General features: G+C 68.9%; 16 protein-coding genes. 6 read left to right on the top strand and 10 right to left on the bottom strand.

Features of this window, described 5'->3' with window-relative positions:
- Positions 1–94: 94 nt before the first annotated feature.
- The gene (locus ACYR7D_RS23975) at positions 95–265 is read right to left on the bottom strand and encodes a hypothetical protein (protein WP_459546784.1); all 171 of its coding nucleotides are present in this window, start codon (positions 263–265) and stop codon (positions 95–97) included.
- Here ACYR7D_RS23975 and ACYR7D_RS23970 point away from each other — a divergent pair.
- Positions 191–379: a hypothetical protein gene (locus ACYR7D_RS23970; protein WP_459550333.1), complete on the top strand. Its 189-nt coding sequence runs from the start codon at positions 191–193 to the stop codon at positions 377–379. The two genes, ACYR7D_RS23975 and ACYR7D_RS23970, sit on opposite strands and share 75 nt — an antisense overlap.
- On the opposite strand, the gene ACYR7D_RS23965 is transcribed toward ACYR7D_RS23970, so the two are convergent.
- The gene (locus ACYR7D_RS23965) at positions 376–1,350 is read right to left on the bottom strand and encodes a phosphatase PAP2 family protein (protein ID WP_459546783.1); all 975 of its coding nucleotides are present in this window, start codon (positions 1,348–1,350) and stop codon (positions 376–378) included. The two genes, ACYR7D_RS23970 and ACYR7D_RS23965, sit on opposite strands and share 4 nt — an antisense overlap.
- Positions 1,351–1,673: 323 nt before the next feature.
- Between ACYR7D_RS23965 and ACYR7D_RS23960 the strand changes: the two genes are divergently transcribed.
- Both ACYR7D_RS23960 and ACYR7D_RS23955 read left to right on the top strand, forming a co-directional pair.
- Positions 1,674–3,047 carry a cytochrome P450 gene (locus ACYR7D_RS23960; RefSeq protein ID WP_459546782.1) on the top strand — a complete coding sequence of 458 codons (1,374 nt, stop codon included), beginning with the start codon at positions 1,674–1,676 and terminating at the stop codon, positions 3,045–3,047.
- Positions 3,048–3,326: 279 nt separating this feature from the next.
- Complete coding sequence (locus ACYR7D_RS23955; RefSeq protein WP_459546781.1) at positions 3,327–4,163, top strand: RNA polymerase sigma factor SigF; 837 nt, start codon at positions 3,327–3,329, stop codon at positions 4,161–4,163.
- A gap of 88 nt (positions 4,164–4,251) precedes the next feature.
- Here ACYR7D_RS23955 and ACYR7D_RS23950 read toward each other — a convergent pair whose 3' ends face one another.
- From ACYR7D_RS23950 to ACYR7D_RS23925, 6 genes are all read right to left on the bottom strand, one after another.
- Positions 4,252–5,091, bottom strand: a complete 840-nt coding sequence (locus ACYR7D_RS23950; protein WP_459550262.1) for an SDR family oxidoreductase — start codon at positions 5,089–5,091, stop codon at positions 4,252–4,254.
- A 202-nt stretch (positions 5,092–5,293) separates the two neighbouring features.
- Positions 5,294–5,749: an SRPBCC family protein gene (locus ACYR7D_RS23945; RefSeq protein ID WP_459546780.1), complete on the bottom strand. Its 456-nt coding sequence runs from the start codon at positions 5,747–5,749 to the stop codon at positions 5,294–5,296.
- A 204-nt stretch (positions 5,750–5,953) separates the two neighbouring features.
- The gene (locus ACYR7D_RS23940; protein ID WP_459546779.1) at positions 5,954–7,999 is read right to left on the bottom strand and encodes a CocE/NonD family hydrolase; all 2,046 of its coding nucleotides are present in this window, start codon (positions 7,997–7,999) and stop codon (positions 5,954–5,956) included.
- A 2-nt stretch (positions 8,000–8,001) separates the two neighbouring features.
- Positions 8,002–9,288 (bottom strand): ATP-binding protein, encoded by a 1,287-nt coding sequence (locus ACYR7D_RS23935; RefSeq protein WP_459546778.1) that lies wholly within the window; start codon positions 9,286–9,288, stop codon positions 8,002–8,004.
- A gap of 197 nt (positions 9,289–9,485) precedes the next feature.
- Entirely contained in the window at positions 9,486–10,523 is a 1,038-nt protein-coding gene (locus ACYR7D_RS23930; RefSeq protein ID WP_459546777.1) for a YdcF family protein, read from the bottom strand.
- 138 nt (positions 10,524–10,661) lie between these two features.
- Positions 10,662–11,480, bottom strand: coding sequence for a SigB/SigF/SigG family RNA polymerase sigma factor (locus ACYR7D_RS23925; RefSeq protein WP_459546776.1), 819 nt, complete (start codon positions 11,478–11,480; stop codon positions 10,662–10,664).
- Between the two features lie 342 nt (positions 11,481–11,822).
- On the opposite strand from ACYR7D_RS23925, the gene ACYR7D_RS23920 reads away from it, so the two are divergent.
- The gene (locus ACYR7D_RS23920) at positions 11,823–12,770 is read left to right on the top strand and encodes a helix-turn-helix domain-containing protein (protein ID WP_459546775.1); all 948 of its coding nucleotides are present in this window, start codon (positions 11,823–11,825) and stop codon (positions 12,768–12,770) included.
- An 88-nt stretch (positions 12,771–12,858) separates the two neighbouring features.
- On the opposite strand, the gene ACYR7D_RS23915 is transcribed toward ACYR7D_RS23920, so the two are convergent.
- Together ACYR7D_RS23915 and ACYR7D_RS23910 are read right to left on the bottom strand one after the other, a co-directional pair.
- On the bottom strand, positions 12,859–13,905 hold the full coding sequence (locus ACYR7D_RS23915) for a cytochrome d ubiquinol oxidase subunit II (protein WP_459546774.1): 1,047 nt from the start codon (positions 13,903–13,905) through the stop codon (positions 12,859–12,861).
- A gap of 3 nt (positions 13,906–13,908) precedes the next feature.
- Positions 13,909–15,330, bottom strand: coding sequence for a cytochrome ubiquinol oxidase subunit I (locus tag ACYR7D_RS23910; protein WP_459546773.1), 1,422 nt, complete (start codon positions 15,328–15,330; stop codon positions 13,909–13,911).
- A 294-nt stretch (positions 15,331–15,624) separates the two neighbouring features.
- On the opposite strand from ACYR7D_RS23910, the gene ACYR7D_RS23905 reads away from it, so the two are divergent.
- Together ACYR7D_RS23905 and ACYR7D_RS23900 are read left to right on the top strand one after the other, a co-directional pair.
- On the top strand, positions 15,625–17,163 hold the full coding sequence (locus ACYR7D_RS23905) for a PucR family transcriptional regulator (protein ID WP_459546772.1): 1,539 nt from the start codon (positions 15,625–15,627) through the stop codon (positions 17,161–17,163).
- A 345-nt stretch (positions 17,164–17,508) separates the two neighbouring features.
- Positions 17,509–17,988: a GreA/GreB family elongation factor gene (locus ACYR7D_RS23900; RefSeq protein WP_459546771.1), complete on the top strand. Its 480-nt coding sequence runs from the start codon at positions 17,509–17,511 to the stop codon at positions 17,986–17,988.
- Positions 17,989–18,005 lie beyond the last annotated feature (17 nt).

Genomic DNA, 18,005 nt, shown 5'->3' with positions numbered 1-18,005 from the left:
CCCGCAGGGCTCCGGCGCAAACTTCGGGGAAGTAGCGGCCTGAGTCACACACCGGGTGCGCCGCGGGCCGGTCGCCGCCTGCGGGAAGGGCGGGTCAGGGCACGTCCCTGGGGAGTGTGGCGCGCAGCAGGTCACGTGCTTGCGTGCCGCCGTCGAGGGCCCGGGTGGCCCGGCGTGAGATCCGCCAGCCGTGCGGGGTGCGAACGAGCTGGAATCTGTTCGCGCCCGCGCGCCACACCCGGTAGTCGTCGTCGCGACGGAGCACCAGCAGGGATTCGCAGACAGCCGAGGCTTCGTCACCGTCGACGACGATATGCGCCGGGCGTGCACACTGCTGCTCGCCCCCTGGGTGGAGCGTCGTTCCCGCGAGGAGAATTAGGCCGCGCTCCCCGGCGATGTGTCCGGCGGCCCCGACCCCGGTTCCGCCGGCTGCCCGGCGGGCTGCCGGCGGTGTTCCCATGCCTCGGCCAGCAGGATCGTCACCCCGACATAGGCCCAGCCCGCCAGCACATCGACGACATAGTGCTCACCCCCGTAGACCAGAGTGAACGCCATGGCCGGGGGGAACAACGCCAGCGGTACCTTCCACCACCAGTGCCCGACCAGCGGCCACAGTGTGATCGAGACGAGCAGGGCGAACGCGGCGTGCAGGGACGGCAGCGCGGCGACCGGGTTGCCCTGTGCGGCCAGCCAGTTCCCGCTGATATCGAAATCGACCAGGTGGAAGCCGAAACCCGTGCTCCGGTGGATCTCGCCGGGGATCACCCCGGTACGGGCCGCGAACCACGGGGGCGCGGCGGGCAGCAGAACATAGGTCAGCAGACCCAGATAGGACAGCAGCACGATCCGGCGCATGTATTTCGACCAGCGCTCCCGGGACTGGACGTAGAAGATCGCGGCGACCAGCCACGGCACCACGAAATGGCTGGTGTAGACCATTCCGGTGAACAGGGTCCACCAAGGCTGTACGCCGTCGTGGATCAGCTGCTCCTGCAGCCGCACCGTGGGAATCGTGCCCCCGAACAGCCACTTTTCCGCCGAGACCAGCTCTGCCACCCGTACCGGCATACCGAGGCCATCGGCGATCCCCCGGGTGTGGTCGTAGATCACCAGCGCGCTGATCAACGGCACCCAATCGACCAGGATGCGCAGGTACTCGCGCCACGGGCGGCCGGGGTTGTAGGCGGCGACCCCGACGATGATCCACAGGGCCTGATAGATCCGGTCGGTGGGCGGTCCGAACAAAACGCTGACGACCGCCAGCGCCACCAGATAGGCCGACCACACCGCCGTGCGCAGCAACCGGCGAGGCCGCCTACCGGACGGCGCCTCGGTGGTGGTGGCACCCATCCCCACAGTTTTCCACCAGGCGAGCGCGTGACGGACGATCTGCCACGCGGAAACGGCGAGATTCGCGCGATGGGGGTCGGCGATCGGTACAGCCGGCCGGTCCCGGCGGATCGTGGACACACCGGCCCAGCGCTCGGTCCGTGAGACGGCCCGTTCCGCCGCAAGAGAATCGGAGCGGTTGCGGCGCCGGTTGCGATGGCACGCCCAGGGGGCGGGATTGCGGAAGAAGGCGCAACGGTGCCGTCCGGTCGTTTCGCCGTCGGACCCCCGGGTAAGCGCTCCGACGTCGGCGCAGGGGCGCCACAGACGGGAGGAGATCGGGTATGGGAGACGGGAACCAGCATCGGCTCACCGGGATCCGCGCGGCCACCACACTGGTCGATCTGGGATTCCCGGCCGTTGCCGCGGGGGTGATCGCGCGGCGCCGCGCGGTGCTCGGGCTGCTCGAACGGATCCGGGCCGATCGCCGGGCGATCGCCCGGATCCACGCTCTCCGCGCGGAATTCGGTCCGGGCCCGGTGGAACTGGCCCTCCCCGGCCGCCGTGTCATCGTCGTACTCGATCCCGCGGATGTCGGCCGTGTGCTCGCACAGGCCCCGGTTCCCTTCGACCCGGCGAACCGCGAGAAACGAGCGGCTCTGAGCCAGTTCCAGCCGCACGGTGTGCTGATCTCGCGCGGCCCGGTCCGCGAGAGCCGCCGGGCGGTGAACGAAGCCGCTCTCGACACCCCGGCCGCCGTGCACCGGCTCGCCGAGCCGTTCGCGGCCGCTATCGCCGGAGAAACCCGCGAACTGCTCGACGGGGCCCGGCAGCGCGGCCGGCTGGATGCCGGTGAATTCACCCGCGCGTGGTGGCGGCTGGTGCGGCGGCTGGTACTGGGCGAACACGCCCGCGACGATGAGGCGCTCACCGACGAACTGTGGCGGTTGCGCTCGGCCGGGAACTGGTCTTTTCTCGCGCCGCCGCATCGTAAGCGGCGGGAGCGCTTTCTGGAACGGCTCTACGACCAGGTCACCACCGCCGAACCGGGCAGCCTGGCCGCCGCCCTGGCCGAGGTCCCCGCCGCCGGCGCGGTCGATCCGGTGGGGCAGGTACCGCACTGGTTGTTCGCCTTCGACGCGGCCGGTATCGCGGCCGCGCGGGCACTGGCGCTGCTCGCCGAACACCCACAGCAGCGGGCGCGGGCCCGCGCCGACGCCGCCGACCCCGGGGATATCCGGCCACGTCCCTATCTGCGTGCCTGTGTATCGGAGTCGGTGCGGCTGTGGCCGACCACGCCGGTCATCCTGCGCGATACCACCGAACGGACCCGGTGGGGCAGCGGTGCGCGGCAGTTCGAGATCGAGGCCGGTGCCGCGCTGTTGATCCTGGCGCAGGCGTTCCATCGCGACCGGCAACAGCTGCCCTTCGCCGATACGTTCGTCCCCGACATCTGGCTGGACGGACGAGCCGAGGAGTACCCGCAGCTGGTGCCCTTCAGTGCCGGGCCCGCGGAATGTCCCGGGCGCAACCTCGTCCTGTTCGTGACGAGCACCCTGCTCGCCCATCTGCTGTCCGGTGCCGAGTTCCGGCTGCGGTCCCGACCCCGCCTCACCCCGGACGCACCCCTGCCCGCCACTTTCGACAACTTCGGAATCGAATTCACGGTGAAACCGGCCCCGGCTCCCACGCCCGCCTCTTCCGGGCTTCCTCGCTGACCGGTTCGCTTCCACCGGGGAAGACGGGCCGGTTGCCGTGACACAACTGTGACCGGCCGTTTCCCCTCGCCGGAGCCGGGTCGGGAAACGCCTTTCCGGCCGGTTCCACCGGGGAGCCGAAGGGGCTGTCGCACAAGACTTCCGGCCCTGTCCTCCGGGTAGGGTTCGTCACTTTTCCGCCGAATTGAAGAGATCACGTTTCGATCACCACCGAATGGGGGTATGTCTCGGGAGTCGAATTGATCAGCGAGCCGATTGGGAGACTCCGAGGAGCCCACGATGAACCCTACGTCCGAACGCCCCTCCCGCCCCGGCCGTACCGATGGTGCCGGTGACAGCTACGACAACATCGAACCCTGGTTCGAGAAGCTCGCGGCCCTCGACCCGGCCGACCCGCACCGGCGAGAACTGCGTGAGCACATCGTGCACCTGTGCCTTCCGCTGGCCGACCATATCGCCCGCCGCTTCGCCGGCCGCGGCGAGACCTTCGACGATCTCCTGCAGATCGCGCGGCTCGGCCTGTTGCAGGCCGTGGACCGCTTCGATCCGGAGCGCGGGGCATCGTTCCTCTCCTTCGCCGTACCCACCGTCATGGGTGAGATCCGTCGTCACTTCCGCGACCACACCTGGGCGGTCCGGGTACCACGCAGCGCGAAGGAGCTGCACCTGCGGATCGGTCCGGCCACCGAGGTGCTCTCCCAGCGACTCGGACGGGTGCCGACAGCGCGTGAGATCGCCGCCGAACTCGATGTGGAACTGACCGAGGTCACCCGCGCCCTGGTCGCCGGTAACGGGCACACCAGCAACTCCCTCGACGCGGCGGTGCAGGACAGCGACGACGAATCCCGGTCGCCGGCGGTACTGGCCCGGCTGGGTAGTGAGGAACGCTGCTACGAACTGCTGGAAGACGCCATGGCGGTGCGCCCGCTGATCGAAGAGCTGCCGCAGCGCGAGCGCCAGGTGCTCGTCTGGCGCTTCTTCGGCGGTATGACCCAAGTGCAGATCGCCGAACGCCTCGGTGTCTCCCAGATGCAGGTCTCGCGGATCCTGTCCCGGACCCTGAAGTCTCTACGGGAGCAGGCACTCGCCGAGCCCGCCTTCCGCAACGCCGCCTGAACCTCGCGGGCACGGACGCGGTAGCGCGGCCTCCTTCCCGCGGCTTCGCGCCGGTTCCCGAGCCACTCGGGAACCGGCGCGGCCCTGCTCACAAGATCGGGCGGCCACCCGTGACGGCCAGGCGTGCGCCCGAGATATAGCTGCCGTCGTCGGAGGCGAGAAGCACATAGGCCGCCGCCAGCTCGGCCGGCTGGCCGGCCCGGCCGAGCGGAACATCATCGCCGAACGCGGCGACTTTCTCGGTCGGCATCGTCGAGGGGATCAGCGGAGTCCAGATCGGTCCCGGGGCGACGCTGTTGACCCGTATTCCCCTCTCGCCCAGCATCTGCGCGAGACTCGCCGAGAAGTTCGCGATGGCGGCCTTCGAGGCGGCGTAGGGGGCCAGTGTCGGCGAGGGCATATCGGAGTTCACCGAGGAGCTGCCGATGATCGAGGAGCCCGGCCGCATATGCGGTAGCGCCGCCTTCACCAGGTGGAAATAGGCGCCGATATTGAGCCGGAAGGTGTAGTCGAATTCCTCGGCGCCGATCTCCTCGAGAGTTTCGTGGGTCATCTGATAGGCCGCATTGCTGACGAGGACATCGATCCGGCCGAATTCCCGCACGGCCCGGTCGATGACGGCACCGCAGTGGCCGGGATCGGCGAGATCCCCCGGTACCAGCACCGCCCGGCGCCCGGCCTGTTCCACCAGTCGCGCCACCTCTTCGGCGTCCTCGTGCTCGTCCAGATACGAGATCAGGACATCGGCACCCTCCCGGGCGAAGGCCACCGCTACCGCGCGACCGATCCCACTGTCCGCCCCGGTCACCACGGTGGCTCTGCCGGTGAGTTTGCCGGAGCCGCGGTAGCTGTCCTCTCCGCAATCCGGTCGCGGGTCCATTCGCGCCTGTATGCCGGGGACAGTCTGCTGCTGCTCGGGAAATCCCATGGTCTCGTATCCTTTCTTCGGGGTGGTGCCGGTGATCGCGTACGCCGTCGCGGCGGCGTTCCACCGGTGCTCCGGGACACCCCACAGCGGGCTACCCGGACGGCTCGGGCACATGCCCCTCCCGGCCGGGAACCACAGGTGCCGAACCGGTCCGGGGCGCGGCCGATCGGCGTGGGCGAGCGGCCGGGCGGGCGCGAGCCCCTCAGCGTGGTCCGGTGGGGGAGCGGCCGACGGCGAGGGCCGCGAGCCGCCGCAGCGATTCGTGGTTCCGCGGGAAGATGGTGAGGTCCTGGAGTGCGTCGGGCAGTAGCCGCGCGGGGCCCTTGGTGACGTGTTCGGTCATCCGGACCTCGGTGAGGCCCGGCCCGATCTCGGTGAGTTCCAGCCGTACTCGCGCCGCGCCGACCGGCCACAGCCGGGCCTCGAGCTCGAGATGATGCGGCGCTCGTACCTCGAGAACCTCTGTGGTGTCGTTCCGCGACAGCGGCCACCCCCCGACACTGTGATGGATACGGGTGCCGACTTCCGGCCACGACTCGTCCACCTTGCGGATATGGGTGGCGCCCACCACCCACAGGCCGTACAGCCAGCCATCGGCGAGGACGGCGAACACCTCTTCGGGGGGCAGCGGTATGCGCACCTTCGGTTGGGCCGCCATCGATCCTCCGATCGTCCGGGATACCACCGCCGGGCCGGATCGGTCGCGACTTCCGCCCGGCCGGGCGACGGGTGGGGTCGTTCCTCGCTCTACCCTGCGCACGCCGCACCAAACAGCCGTGCCGTGGCGATCCGGGTTTCCTCGTAGGCGACGGTGCCCGGGCCACGACCCGGGCACGTCCGCCGAGGACAGGTCGGCTTTCGGTCAGACCAGGTCGCGCGGGATGCGGCGGTGCCAGTTCTGTGAGTACACCCGTTTACGTGTCTCGCGCGGATCCGCCGCGGGATCACCCAGTTCGCAGGCGTCGAGTTCGGCGTCCAGGACGAACTCCTCCGGGGTGCAGCGCAATGTGGTGTGTGTGGTGACCTCCGTGCGCCAGTCGCCGCGTTCGAGCCTGCGTACGGTCCGCGTCTCGCCCCGGACCGAGGTCACATCGTTGCCCCGGAAACTGAACCATTCGGTCGTCGCACGGCGGACGACGGTGCCGGTGTCGTCGAGGCGGATGGTGCCTTGGTCGTTCTCGATCTCCAGGGTGGAGACGCCCGTGGCCAGATCGCGCTCCACCTTCCAGTGATGGGTGCCGGGGGTCAGATGCGTCGAGGGCGCCTCGGGGGCGGCCTCCGGCGGCCCGAACGGCCGCAGCTCCCGATCCTCCGCGCGCGGCGGGCGATGGGGCAGTGTCAGTGTGCTCTCACCGGTGGTGACGGTCAGCATCGCCGGTTCCGGCGAAGGCCACGCCAGCGGCCAGTAGGAGGAGGAGATCGACAGCCGGATCCGGTGGCCGGCCGGGAAGGAATGCGCCATTCCGTTCAGTGGCACGCTCACCCGGTAATCGCGTCCGGGTTCGAGCGGTTCCGGGTTCTCGCTGCCGCCGCGATGGGTGAGATTCAGCAGGCCGTAGGTGACGCGGGTGGCCTCACCGTTGGGCGCCACATCGGACAGCCGCGCCGCCACCATCGCGGTGGGCCGGTCCGCCGAGACCACCAGTTCCAGGGTGGCGGGGCCGAGTACCTCGAAAGCCGTCTCGAGCGTTTCGGTTTCGAACACCAGGGAACCGCCGTCCTCCTCCCGTTGGTCCGACGGCAGGTCCGGGGTCGCCGCGTAGGATGCCCATTTACCGGCGAACATGCCCACGCTCAGCGGGGACTGCACCCGCAGCGCACGCCGTTCGACGCCCGACGCGTCCTCGGTCAGGCCGTATCTGGAGAGGGCGAAACGGCGGGGTCGCAGGTGCGGGGACGGCCAGCTCGGTTCGCCCACCCAACGGCCCGGCCGGTCCTCGTAGGTCGGTTGCGGCGAAACGCTGTCCTGCATCCAGGCGCGCAGCATGGGCTCGTCCATCACCCCCGTATCACGGCCCTTGAGCCAGTGATCCCACCAGCGCACCAATTCCTGCAGGAATCCGATCGCCGGTCCCGGCACACCCGTATGCGGATACTTGTGCCCCCATGGCCCGATGAGACCGCGGCGCGGTACGTCGAGATGTTCGAGCAGCCGGAACACCGCATTGGTGTAGCCGTCGGCCCAGCCGCCCACGGCCAGCACCGGGCAGCGCACCGAACTGTAGTCCTCGTTCACCGAGGCGCGTTTCCAGTAGTCGTCGCGATGCTGATGTTCCAGCCAGGGTTCGATCCACAGCCCGCTGCCCTCGAGACGTTCCCGCCACAGCTCGCGCCAGCGGTCGCCGACGATCTCGGGATCCGGCGGCAAACTGTTGAACGCGAACATCACCGTGGCCTCGGACAAATTGTCCGACAGCAGGCAACCGCCCATGTAGTGCATATTGTCGACGTACAGATCTTCGGTGGCCGACGCGCTGACGATCGCCTTCAGCGCGGGCGGCCGGCGGGCGGCGACCTGCAGACTGTTGAAACCACCCCACGAGATCCCCATCATGCCGACATTCCCGTCGCACCAGGGCCGGGCGGCCAGCCATTCGATGACATCGCAGGCGTCGTCGTGTTCGGTGGGCAGGTATTCGTCGGTGAGCACGCCGTCGGAATCACCGCTGCCCCGCAGATCCACCCGCACACTCGCGTACCCGTGACCGGCCAGGTACGGATGGTTGAGCGCGTCCCGGGCCCGAGTGAGATCGCGTTTGCGATAGGGGATGTACTCGAGCACCGCGGGGACCGGTTCCTCGGTACGCGGGCGCCACACCCGGGCCGCGAGCCGGGCGCCGTCGCGCATCGGGATGAACACGTTCTCGGTCTCGCATACCTGGTAGGGGAATTCTTCGACGGTATGCACCCTCAGTCGTCCTCCTCGAATTCGAAAGGCAGCGCGGCGATGGCCTCCTCGTACCGTCGCTGCAGTTGTTCCGGATCGCCCGCACCGATGTAGAGGGTCGCGAGTTTGTAGCGGTACGTGTCCTGATTGGGCAGTTCGGACAGCCGGTCACCGACCTCGGCGTCCAGGCGCACCACGGTTCCGGGGAATCGGCGCTGTAGCTCGGCTATGTCGCCGGCCCCGGGTACTCGGGTCACGACCCCGTCCTCGTAGCGTGGAACCATGCACTGAGCCGCTACCGCGAACTCTCCCTTGCGGTGCGGCATACGCGGCGGGATACCCAGGGCGACATCGATGGCCACCGCGTGGTTGGAGCTACCGTCGACCTTCATGAACAGGTCACTGTGGGACTGGGAGATACGGGTGTTGACCTCGATCAACCACAGATCGCCGGTATCGGCGTCCCACATGAACTCGGAGTTGAAGCATCCGTTGTCGTACCCGGTGTGCCGCAGATAGCGTTCGGTGACCTCGATCATCCGCTGCTGTACCTCGGGCGGTACGGTCCGCGCCGGATAGTCGAGATGGTCGAAGCTGTGCCCCGCCGCGTCCTTGCGCATATCGAAAACGCCGTGGACCTGGAATTCACCCCGGAACATCGAGCCTTCGGGCGCCGCCTGGGTGCCGGTGATGACCTGTTCGGCCAGACAGGTCCGTCCGCCGAACCGCCGGATCTCCTCCGGGAGGTCGGCCCGGGCCAGTGCCCGGTCGAAGGGGTCGGCCATCCGGCCGATCTCGGCTCGGATCTGTTCCACGGCGGTGGCGAAAACCTCCGCGTCCGGAACCTCGAATCCCAATTGTGAGGAGTGCGCTTTGATCGGTTTCACCCAGAACGGGAACGGAACATCTATTTTTTCCAGGGCGTCGGGATCGAACGGATCGAATGCGCAGAATTTCGGCACGCATTCGGGGACCACTTCGCGTTGCAGGAGACGACTCCAATATTTGTGCTCGTTCTTCAATACGCTTTCCAGGCTGGGAGAAGGTATGTCGAACTCCGCGGCGAGGATCGGAACGAGCACGCTGGTGGGGAAATCCCAATGGGCGATGATCGCGTCCACCGGGCCGTCGAAGGCGCGTAGTTCCGCACGGGCCCGCTCGAGCAGGTCGTCGAAATCGAACTCCTCGGCGGAGATGAGCGTCTCGTAATCGAGTAGGCCGTGTAACGACAATCCGCCCGGAATATCGACGGTTTCGATTTCGCGACGTTGCTTATCGGATAGGGCCGGTACGAATATATTTTTCCTCACGCAACTCGGTTACCCGGGATATAGAAATCAAACCGGGCTGTCATCGGTCCTCCCGTGAGCGCCGTCACGACCGCGGCCGGGTCGCCGCCACGATCCGGGCCGGGCCCGGTGCCGCCGATGCCGCCGGGCGGCTCGGGATACCACCCGGCTCCGATGGGTGGACGCCGGATTCGCAGGCGGGTACCGGGCCGCGGTGCTCAGAAAGACAGATAGGCAGCGGTCGTTAGCGCGATGAGCACGGCAGCGGCCACTGCCGCGTGGGTGCGGCGGTAATGGGTGGCCGATACGGCCACGAACTCACGCAGGAAGGCGGCCGGAACGAAGTAGCGTGCGGTACGGGCGCCGACGACCTGGGCGTCGATCCCGAGGCGGCGGGTCAGCGCGGCGGTGCGCAGCGCGTGGAAGTTGCTGGTGACCACCGTGATCCGGGTACCGGGGCGGTCCAGGCCGTGGTGGCGCAGGATCTCCATGCTGTTACGCAGGTTCTCCTCGGTGTTGCGGGAGTGCCGTTCCCGTACGAGCGCGGTGCCGGCGATACCGGCCGCGAGGAGGTACTCCGCCATGGCGTCGGCCTCGCTGACGGACTCGTCACTGCCCTTCCCGCCGGAGGTGACGATCAGCGGGGACCGCCCGAGCGCCGTTTCGGCCCGGTAGACCTGCAGCGCCCGGTTCAAGCGGGCCGCGAGCAGCGGGGTGACCCGGTTGCGGTCGAGGCCGCAGCCGAGGACGACGATGGCGTCCGCGCCCGTCTCTTCGGGAAGCCGGGCGTACACGGTGGCGTATCCGGCGAACGCGAGCAGGTGCACCAGCAGGTACACCCCCACCAGGGTCGCCGTGGCGGCGACCGGCATCAGCCAGTGCGGTACGGCGGGCCAGCGGCGCAGCGTGAGGGTCGCGGCGAGGGGCAGCGCCAGAAGGCCGAACCCCACCACCACCGGAGTCATCGTGACAGGTCGCACACCCTCCCGGCGGGTGACGGTGATCCCGTTCACGAGCAATCCGAGGCCCGCCACGATCACGGCCGCCGAGAACAGCGCCGCGACCAGTAGCGAAGCCACGGCCGGTGTAGCGGCGCCGACCGGCCGCGCGAATGCGGCGACCGTACCGGCGCCGACCAGCGAGACGGCCGCCAGCAGAAAGAAACCGGTGGACAACCGGCGCGGTTCCCGGCTCATCCGGGCAGCACCGAATATCGCCACGATCCCGCCTGCCGCGAGTAACACCGCCGGATCCACTTCCCGTCTCCTCCACCTCCGGTGCGGCCGGATACCCGGTCCGCTACCCGCGGGATACCCGGAACTCGCCCGTCCTCGCGCCGGGCGGGAACTTTTCGTATCGGGCCGCCGGGTGGTGCCCCGGCGCCGCGGTGGCGGTCAATCCCGGAGGGCGCGTTCGCGCAGCCTGTCCAGGGTGGCGGCCAGGATGCGGGAGACGTGCATCTGGGACACCCCCAATTCGGCGGCGATCCGGGATTGGGTGTAGTTCTCGAAGAACCGCAGATGCAGTACCTGCCGGTCGCGGGCCGGTAATGTGCGCAGCAGGGGGGCGATGGCCAGGGCGTTGTCGGTGAGCTCGTATCCCGGGTCGTCTTCCCCGAGCGTTTCGGTGACCTGAGGCGCCGTGGCCCCGTGTTCGTCGTCCTCGGTCGCGGTATCCAACGAGTTGGTGCGATAGGCATTACCCGCCATCAGCGCCTGGGTGACCTCGAGCAGGTCGAGGTTCATCTCCATGGCGATCTCGATCGCCGTCGGAGTGCGTCCCAGCCGCTGGCAGAGCCTTTCGATGGTGGGTCCGATGGCGAGCTGGGTCTCCTTGATCCGCCGCGGCACCCGGACCGCCCAGGTGTGGTCGCGGAAGTGGCGGCGGACCTCCCCCATGATCGTGGGCACGGCGAAGGCGAGGAAACTGGCTCCCCGGGTGGGGTCGTAGCGGTCGACCGCCAGCACGAGGCCCAGTGAGGCGGTCTGATGCAGATCGTCATAGGTTTCACCGCGGCCGGTGAACCGGCGCGCGATGTGATCGGCGAGCGGCAGACAGCGACGCATGATCTCTTCTCGTAACACCAGCCGCTCGGGATCGTCGGTGTCCATCGCCCCGAGTCGCTCCAGGAGCGGCTCGATTCCGTCGTAGCTGTCGGTGCCGCGGCCGGTGCGGCGTCGGGCGGGGGCGTCGGGTACTGCCACGAGTGTCATGAGAATCTCGCTTTCGTTTGCCTTCACCTGGAAGAGCGCCGGTGGAGGGGGACAACGCGGGGCGGCTACCACCTTCCGGCGCGGACAACCAGCATCGACGTGACCTCTTCGTTCCGGGGACGGCTTCTATGGGGAAATATTCGTTTCCGGCACCGAGTCCGTGTCCCGTTCGTCGCTTCTTCGGGGCACCGGACCGCCGCAGTGGTCGGCATCAGGAAGCCGGAACCCGTACGGTGGTACGAACGGGGCTCATCGACCAGCGTCACGGCTCCGGACACAATTGTCGTTCCGCCCGCTGGACTGCGCGGCCCCGGCGATTCACCCCTACTCGAGAGGATCGCCGTGCGGAATCTGGCGTTCGAAAGCGAAGACCTCGGTGCGACCGAGGAATTCCTGAACAGTGCCTATACCCAGATGCAGATCGCCAACCCCGGCTCGCACCGGGTGCGGACCCGCATCCGCCGGAATATGCTCGGTCCGGTCAGCTTGGACCGCCTGGATCTGGGTTTCGATATGGTCTACGACGCCGAACCCTTGAACAGGGTATGCCTGACCACGGTGTACTCGGGCGCGATCGAGGCGAACCACCAGGACAGCGGCCCGGACACCTTCGCCGCCGGTGATATCGGCCTGCTCACCCCGCATGATCTGCCGTACTCGGGAGTGGTCCGTTCCTCCCGCTTCGATATCACGATGTTCGACCCTGCCCTGCTCACCCGGCTCGCCGGGACCACCGGCCGCGAAGCGCCGGTCCGGCTCAGCGGACACCGTCCGCTGAGCCCGGCGGCGGGGCGGCAACTGGCGGCGGTGATCAGCCACCTCCAACGCGTCGCCACCGATCCCGCCGTGCCGGACAACCCACTGCTGGCCGCCACGAGTGCCGATTATCTGGCCGCGACCGTGCTGGCGACCATGCCGACCACGGCGGTGACCGAACCCGAGGCCGTCGACCGCCGCGACGCCCACCCCGAAACGGTGCGTCGCGCGATCGCCTACCTCGAAGCCCACCTGCACGAGGACGTGACGGTCTCCCAGGTCGCGGCCGCGGCGTTCGTGACACCGCGCGCGTTGCAGCTGGCGTTCCGCCGCCACCTCGACACCACACCGTTGCGGTATCTGCAACGGTTGCGGCTGGCGGGCGCTCACGAGGACCTGCGTGCCGCGACTCCCGGGGACGGACAAACCGTCAGCTCCATCGCCTACCGATGGGGATTCGCTCATCCGGGTCGCTTCGCCATCGTTTACCGGCGCCATTACGGTCGATCCCCGGCCGATGTGCTGCACAGCTGAGGTGAGGAACGGCCGTCGCGATCCGGGTCACGAAGCGGCCGGTCCCGCCGTCCGCCGCGGCCGCGACCACGTCGGATCGGTCGCCGGATCAGGTGTTGACGCCGGGGTCGCCGGTCGCATGGGCCGCGGTGGTGTCGTCGCGGACCCAGGGATCGGTCTGGGTGAGCCAGAACAGGTAGGCGAGGGCCGGTAATACCGTCACCGCGGCCAGGCCCACTACTGCCAGCAGCGCGAGGAGGGTGGCGCGCGCACCCGCGGCCTCGGAGATGAGCAGCTCGTCGACCAGCATCCAGGGCGTCTGGGCGACTGCCCAGCCGATGACGATCGCGGCGACCGCCACCACAGCGGAGACCCGAGCCCATCCGAACCGGCGGCGCAACACCAGGATCAGGGTGAGCGTTCCGGCGAGCGCGGACAGGACGATCAGGGGCAGGGCGCGCCCGAGCAGTTCGGCACCGAGAGTCGGTGCGTCGCGCCGGATGGGGGCGATGGCCGCGATGGCGATTGCCCCCGTCACCCCACCGACGAGCAGTGTGCGGGGCCGTAGGTATTCCGCGAGCGTACGGTCGCCGGAACGGCCGGCATCGGCGGTGAGGAACACTCCGGCCAAAAAGGCCGAGGTACCCACCGCCAGCGTGCCGCCGAGCAGTGAGGTCGGGTTCAGCCACGAGCTCACCCGGTCGCCGTAGCCGTCCGCGGGCACCCGGCCCGAGGCGATCGCGCCGACGACGGTACCGAAGAAGAACGGGGTGATCAGCGACGCTCCGGCGAACAACGCACCGAACAGGCGTGCCTGCGCCATGGTCGCGGAGTACTTGCGGAAGGCGAAGTTCGCCCCGCGCAGCACGATTCCCAGCAGGGCGAGGCTCATCGGAACGAACAGCGTGGTCATGATGGCGGCGAACGCCCGCGGGTAGGCGGTCCACAAGAAGACCAGAATGTAGATCAGCCACACATGGTTGGCCTCCCACACCGGCCCGATGCTGTGGTCGATCAGGACCCGCAGGCGGCCGCCGCGCCGGGCTCCGCCCGCGGTCAGGTCCCAGAACCCGGATCCGAAGTCGGCGCCGGCGAACAGCGAATACAGCACCACACCGGTGAACATCGCGCTCGCGACCACATCGGAGAGGTCCATCGCTCACCGCTCTCCGGCGCCGTGGATACGCTGCGCCAGGTCGGCGGGTGACTCACCGGGACCATAGGGTGCCGCGATCGTTTCGTGGCCGGCGCGCCAGCGTCGCGTCATGGACCGCAGCACGACGACGGCACCCACTGTCATGCCGAGGTAGACCAGCAGCACGCCGGTGAAACTCCACCACAGACCGGTGCTCGTGCTCGCGGCATCGGCGGTGCGCAGTACCTGCCATACCGTCCACGGTTGGCGGCCGACCTCGGTGGCGATCCAGCCGCATTCGAGGGCGAGTACCGCCAGGGGGCCCGCCACGACGGCTGTGCGCAGGAACCAGGGATTGTCCAGGAGATCACGCCGGAACCACCGCATCAGCCAGAACACGGCCACGGTGACCGCGAGCAGGGTGCCGATACCGACCATGGTCTGGAAGGCCAGATGGGTGATGTTGACGGGCGGCCGGTCGGCGACCGGTACCGAATCCAGACCGGGCACGGGCGCGGTCAACGAGTTGCGGGCGATGATGGAGCCCAGGCGCGGAATATCGAGAGCCCAGCGGACCTCGCCGTCCACGAGTACCCCACCGATACGCAGTGGGGCCGGGCCCTCGGTGGTGGTGGCCAGTTCGAAGGCGGACAGCTTCGCCGGCTGCGCGTCGTGCACGCGCATGCCGAGAATGTGTCCGACGAAGGGCTGCAGCAGCGCGGCGACGGTCGCGAAGCCGAACGGCACCGTGAAGCCCAGCCGGTGATGGGCATCGCGGCGGCCGCGGAGCAGGCCGGCGGCGTAGACACCCGACACCACGAACCCGACCACCATGAACGCCCCCACCCACATATGGGCGAACTGCAGGAACGCTCCGTCGTTGAACATCGCCCGCCACGGGTCGATATCGGTGACTTCGCCGTCGACGAGCCGGAAGCCCGCGGGGTCGTTCATCCAGGCGTTCACACTGACCACACAGAACGTGCCCACCACGCCCGCCGCCCCCATCGGGACGAGCATCGCCAGATGCCGCCGTGGTGGCATCCGCCCCCAGCCGTACAGATAGATACCGAGGAAGATGGCTTCGATGAAGAACGAAAGGCCTTCGAAGGCGAACGGCAAGCCCAGTACGTCGCCGTAGCGGCCCATCAGGCCGGGCCACAGCAGACCCATTTCGAAGCTGAGCACCGTCCCCGATACCGCCCCGACAGCGAACAGGATCGCCGAAACCGTGGTCCAGCGCTTCGCCAGCCGCAGCGCGACAGGATCGTCACGGGTGAGCCCGCGCCGGTGCACGACGAAGATCATGGCGGGAAATGCGACCCCGAAGCAGGCCAGGATGATATGCCAGCCCAGCGAGAAAGCCATCTGCTGACGGGCGGGCAGAAGACCGGGCGGGCCGTCCCCGGCCGCGTGGAACAGCGCGGCCACTGTGCTCGACACCATCACAGCCCCTTTCGCTACTCGGCGAACGGACCCGGTTCCCGTACTCGCCGGCCATTGATCGAGCCGTCCCCCCAGTTGTCTCTCTCGGGCTGTCACGCTATCCGTTCGCGGCCCGGGCAACCGGCGGAGCCGACCGAGCGGAGTGTCGCGCCGGATCCGGGGCGGGGAGTTCGGCTACCGGGCGGACGGGCATGCTCGGTGGGGAGATCGGAACGGTCGGCGCGCCGGGCAGGCGGTGGGGTGCGCCCGCGGACCGGGTTACGGTGGCTGAACCGGTGTGGAGGGGAGTGACTGATGGTGCGGTTGGACCGCCTGGTCAATGTATTGGGCGGGTACGGAGTGCGGTTGCGCTGCTGTCCGGTATCGCGCTCGGTGGTGATCCGCAGCGTGGCGATGTACGACGTCGCCGCCCCGGCGAGCGCGGCGGGCGATATCTTCCTCGCGGTCGGTGCCCGCTCGATGACCGAGGCAGCGGCCGGGGCGCGAGCCGCGGGGGCGGTCGCGGTGCTGGTGCGCGGTGATACCGAGGGCGCGCAGAACGCGGTGGCGGTGGGGTCCGATGCCGGTGTCGCGGTGCTGGTGGTGGATCCGGAGGTGTCGTGGAGTCAACTCGCCGGGGTGGTCTACGGGTTGGTGCTCGAGGGCCGGGAAACCGCATCCGGGCGCGGTCCGACAGACCTGTTCGCCCTGGCCGACAGCCTGGCGGACGCGGTCGCGGGCGCGGTGACCATCGAGGACCGGTTATCGCGGGTGATGGCCTATTCCAGCCTTCGGCACGGAGCCGATCGTGCCCGCTCGGAGACGGTGCTGCGCCGGCAGCCGCCCGACGATCTGCGCGCCTTGTTCGAAACGCGCGGTGTCTACGCGCATCTGGCGGACTCCGATGAACCGTTGTTCGTCGAAGCGGACCCGGAGCGCGGTCTCACCGGGCGAACGGTGGTGGCGGTGCGGGCGGGCCGGGAGCTGCTCGGTTCGGTATGGGTGACCTGCCCCGCTCCGTTACCCGATGCCCGGCGGATCGCGTTGATCGACGGAGCTCGGACGGTGGCCGTGCACCTGCTGCGGTCCCGGGCCAGCGCGGATCTGGAGCGCCAGGTGGAGTCCGAGCTGGTGATCCGGCTGCTGGAGGGCACCCCGGATGCCGCCACCGTGGTCGGCCGGCTCGGTCTCGCCCCGGAGCCGCTGCGTGTTGTCGCGGTGCGCGCGCAGATCGGGGCCGAACGACATGCCGGGTTACTGCTCACCTTCGAACGGGCCACCATCGGTTTCGGCTGGTCGCGCCCGGGGCGTAGCGCGTTGTCGGGCAACACCCTCTACACGATCCTGCCCGGTGAGCAGGTGCGTACCGCACGCGATTGGGTGGCGGTGCTGCGCGCCGCCCTGCCCGCCCGGGTGACGATGTCGGCCGGTATCGGCGGTACGGCCTCGGCGGCCGCCGACCTACCCGCGTCCCGGCAGGAGGCGGACGAATGCCTGACGTTGCACGAGCAGGGCCCGGATACCGCACCGGTTCCCGCCTACGACGAATCCTGGGACGACATCCTCCTCCAGCGGCTCCGCACCGCGGCACGGACCGGCCGGGTACCGGCGCGGGGGCCGGTGGCGGAGCTGCGCCGTTACGACCGGGAGCACGCCACTCCCTATGTGGCCACGCTGCGGGCGTGGCTCGAAGCGCAGGGTGATCTCGTGGTGGCCGCAGACCGGCTCGGGGTCCATCCGAACACCGTCCGCAACCGGCTCCGCCGGATGAGCGATATCGTCTCGCTCGAGGTGCACGACGCCGGTAAACGCCTGGCGATGATGATCGATATAGCGGTCCACGCGAACGAATAGCGGTCCCTGTGTAGAAAGCGGACAAGTTACCGGGGTCGGACTGTGGCGAACGGACAAGCACACCGGCTCGCGACCGGGACATGATGGTTTCGACAGCACATTCGTTCGTCAGTGGAGGTAGCCGTGACCCGCGCGAAGCGCCGATTCGGCGGTAGCCGAACGAGACGGTGCCGGGCCGCGAGCACGGCACCGGGCTGAAGACCCACCGGCCATTTTCCGAGCCGTGGAACCGGTGCCGCAGAACCCGGTCCTACGGACAGCTGCCGTCAGGGCGGCCCGCCTCCTCCACCTCGGCCGCCCTGACGGCGCACTCTGCCGCTTTCGATCGAGAAACCATAGGACGATATGACAAGCACCGCGCCCGTATGGCTGACCCCGCAGGCCCACGAACAGCTCCGCGCCGAACTGGCCGAGCTGACCGCCTCCGATACTTACGGCGAGGTGAGCGACGAGGAACTCGCCGTCCGTTACCAGCGCCGGGCACGTATCCGCCAGATCCAGGAGCTGCTGGCAGAGGCGGTGATCGGGCAGGATCCGCCGGATGACGGTATCGCCGAGCCCGGCATGGTGCTCACCGTCCGCTACGACGAAACGGACGATATCGAAACCTTCCTACTCGGAGTCCGCGATCTCGAGCACGGCGATCTGGAGGTCTATTCCCCGGAATCGCCCCTCGGGGCTGCCTTGACGGGAGCCTCCCGCGGGGAACAGCGCACCTACCGCGTCCCCAACGGTGCCACCGTCCGGGTCACTCTGCTCGACGCCGTCCCCTACAGCCGGGTCGCCGAGGCCACGGCAGGACAGCCGCCGACACCCGCTCCGTGATACCCGTCGCCCACCCG

The sequence above is a fragment of the Nocardia sp. X0981 genome, from assembly GCF_977089955.1.
This window is presented reverse-complemented; position numbering and strand designations above follow the sequence as displayed.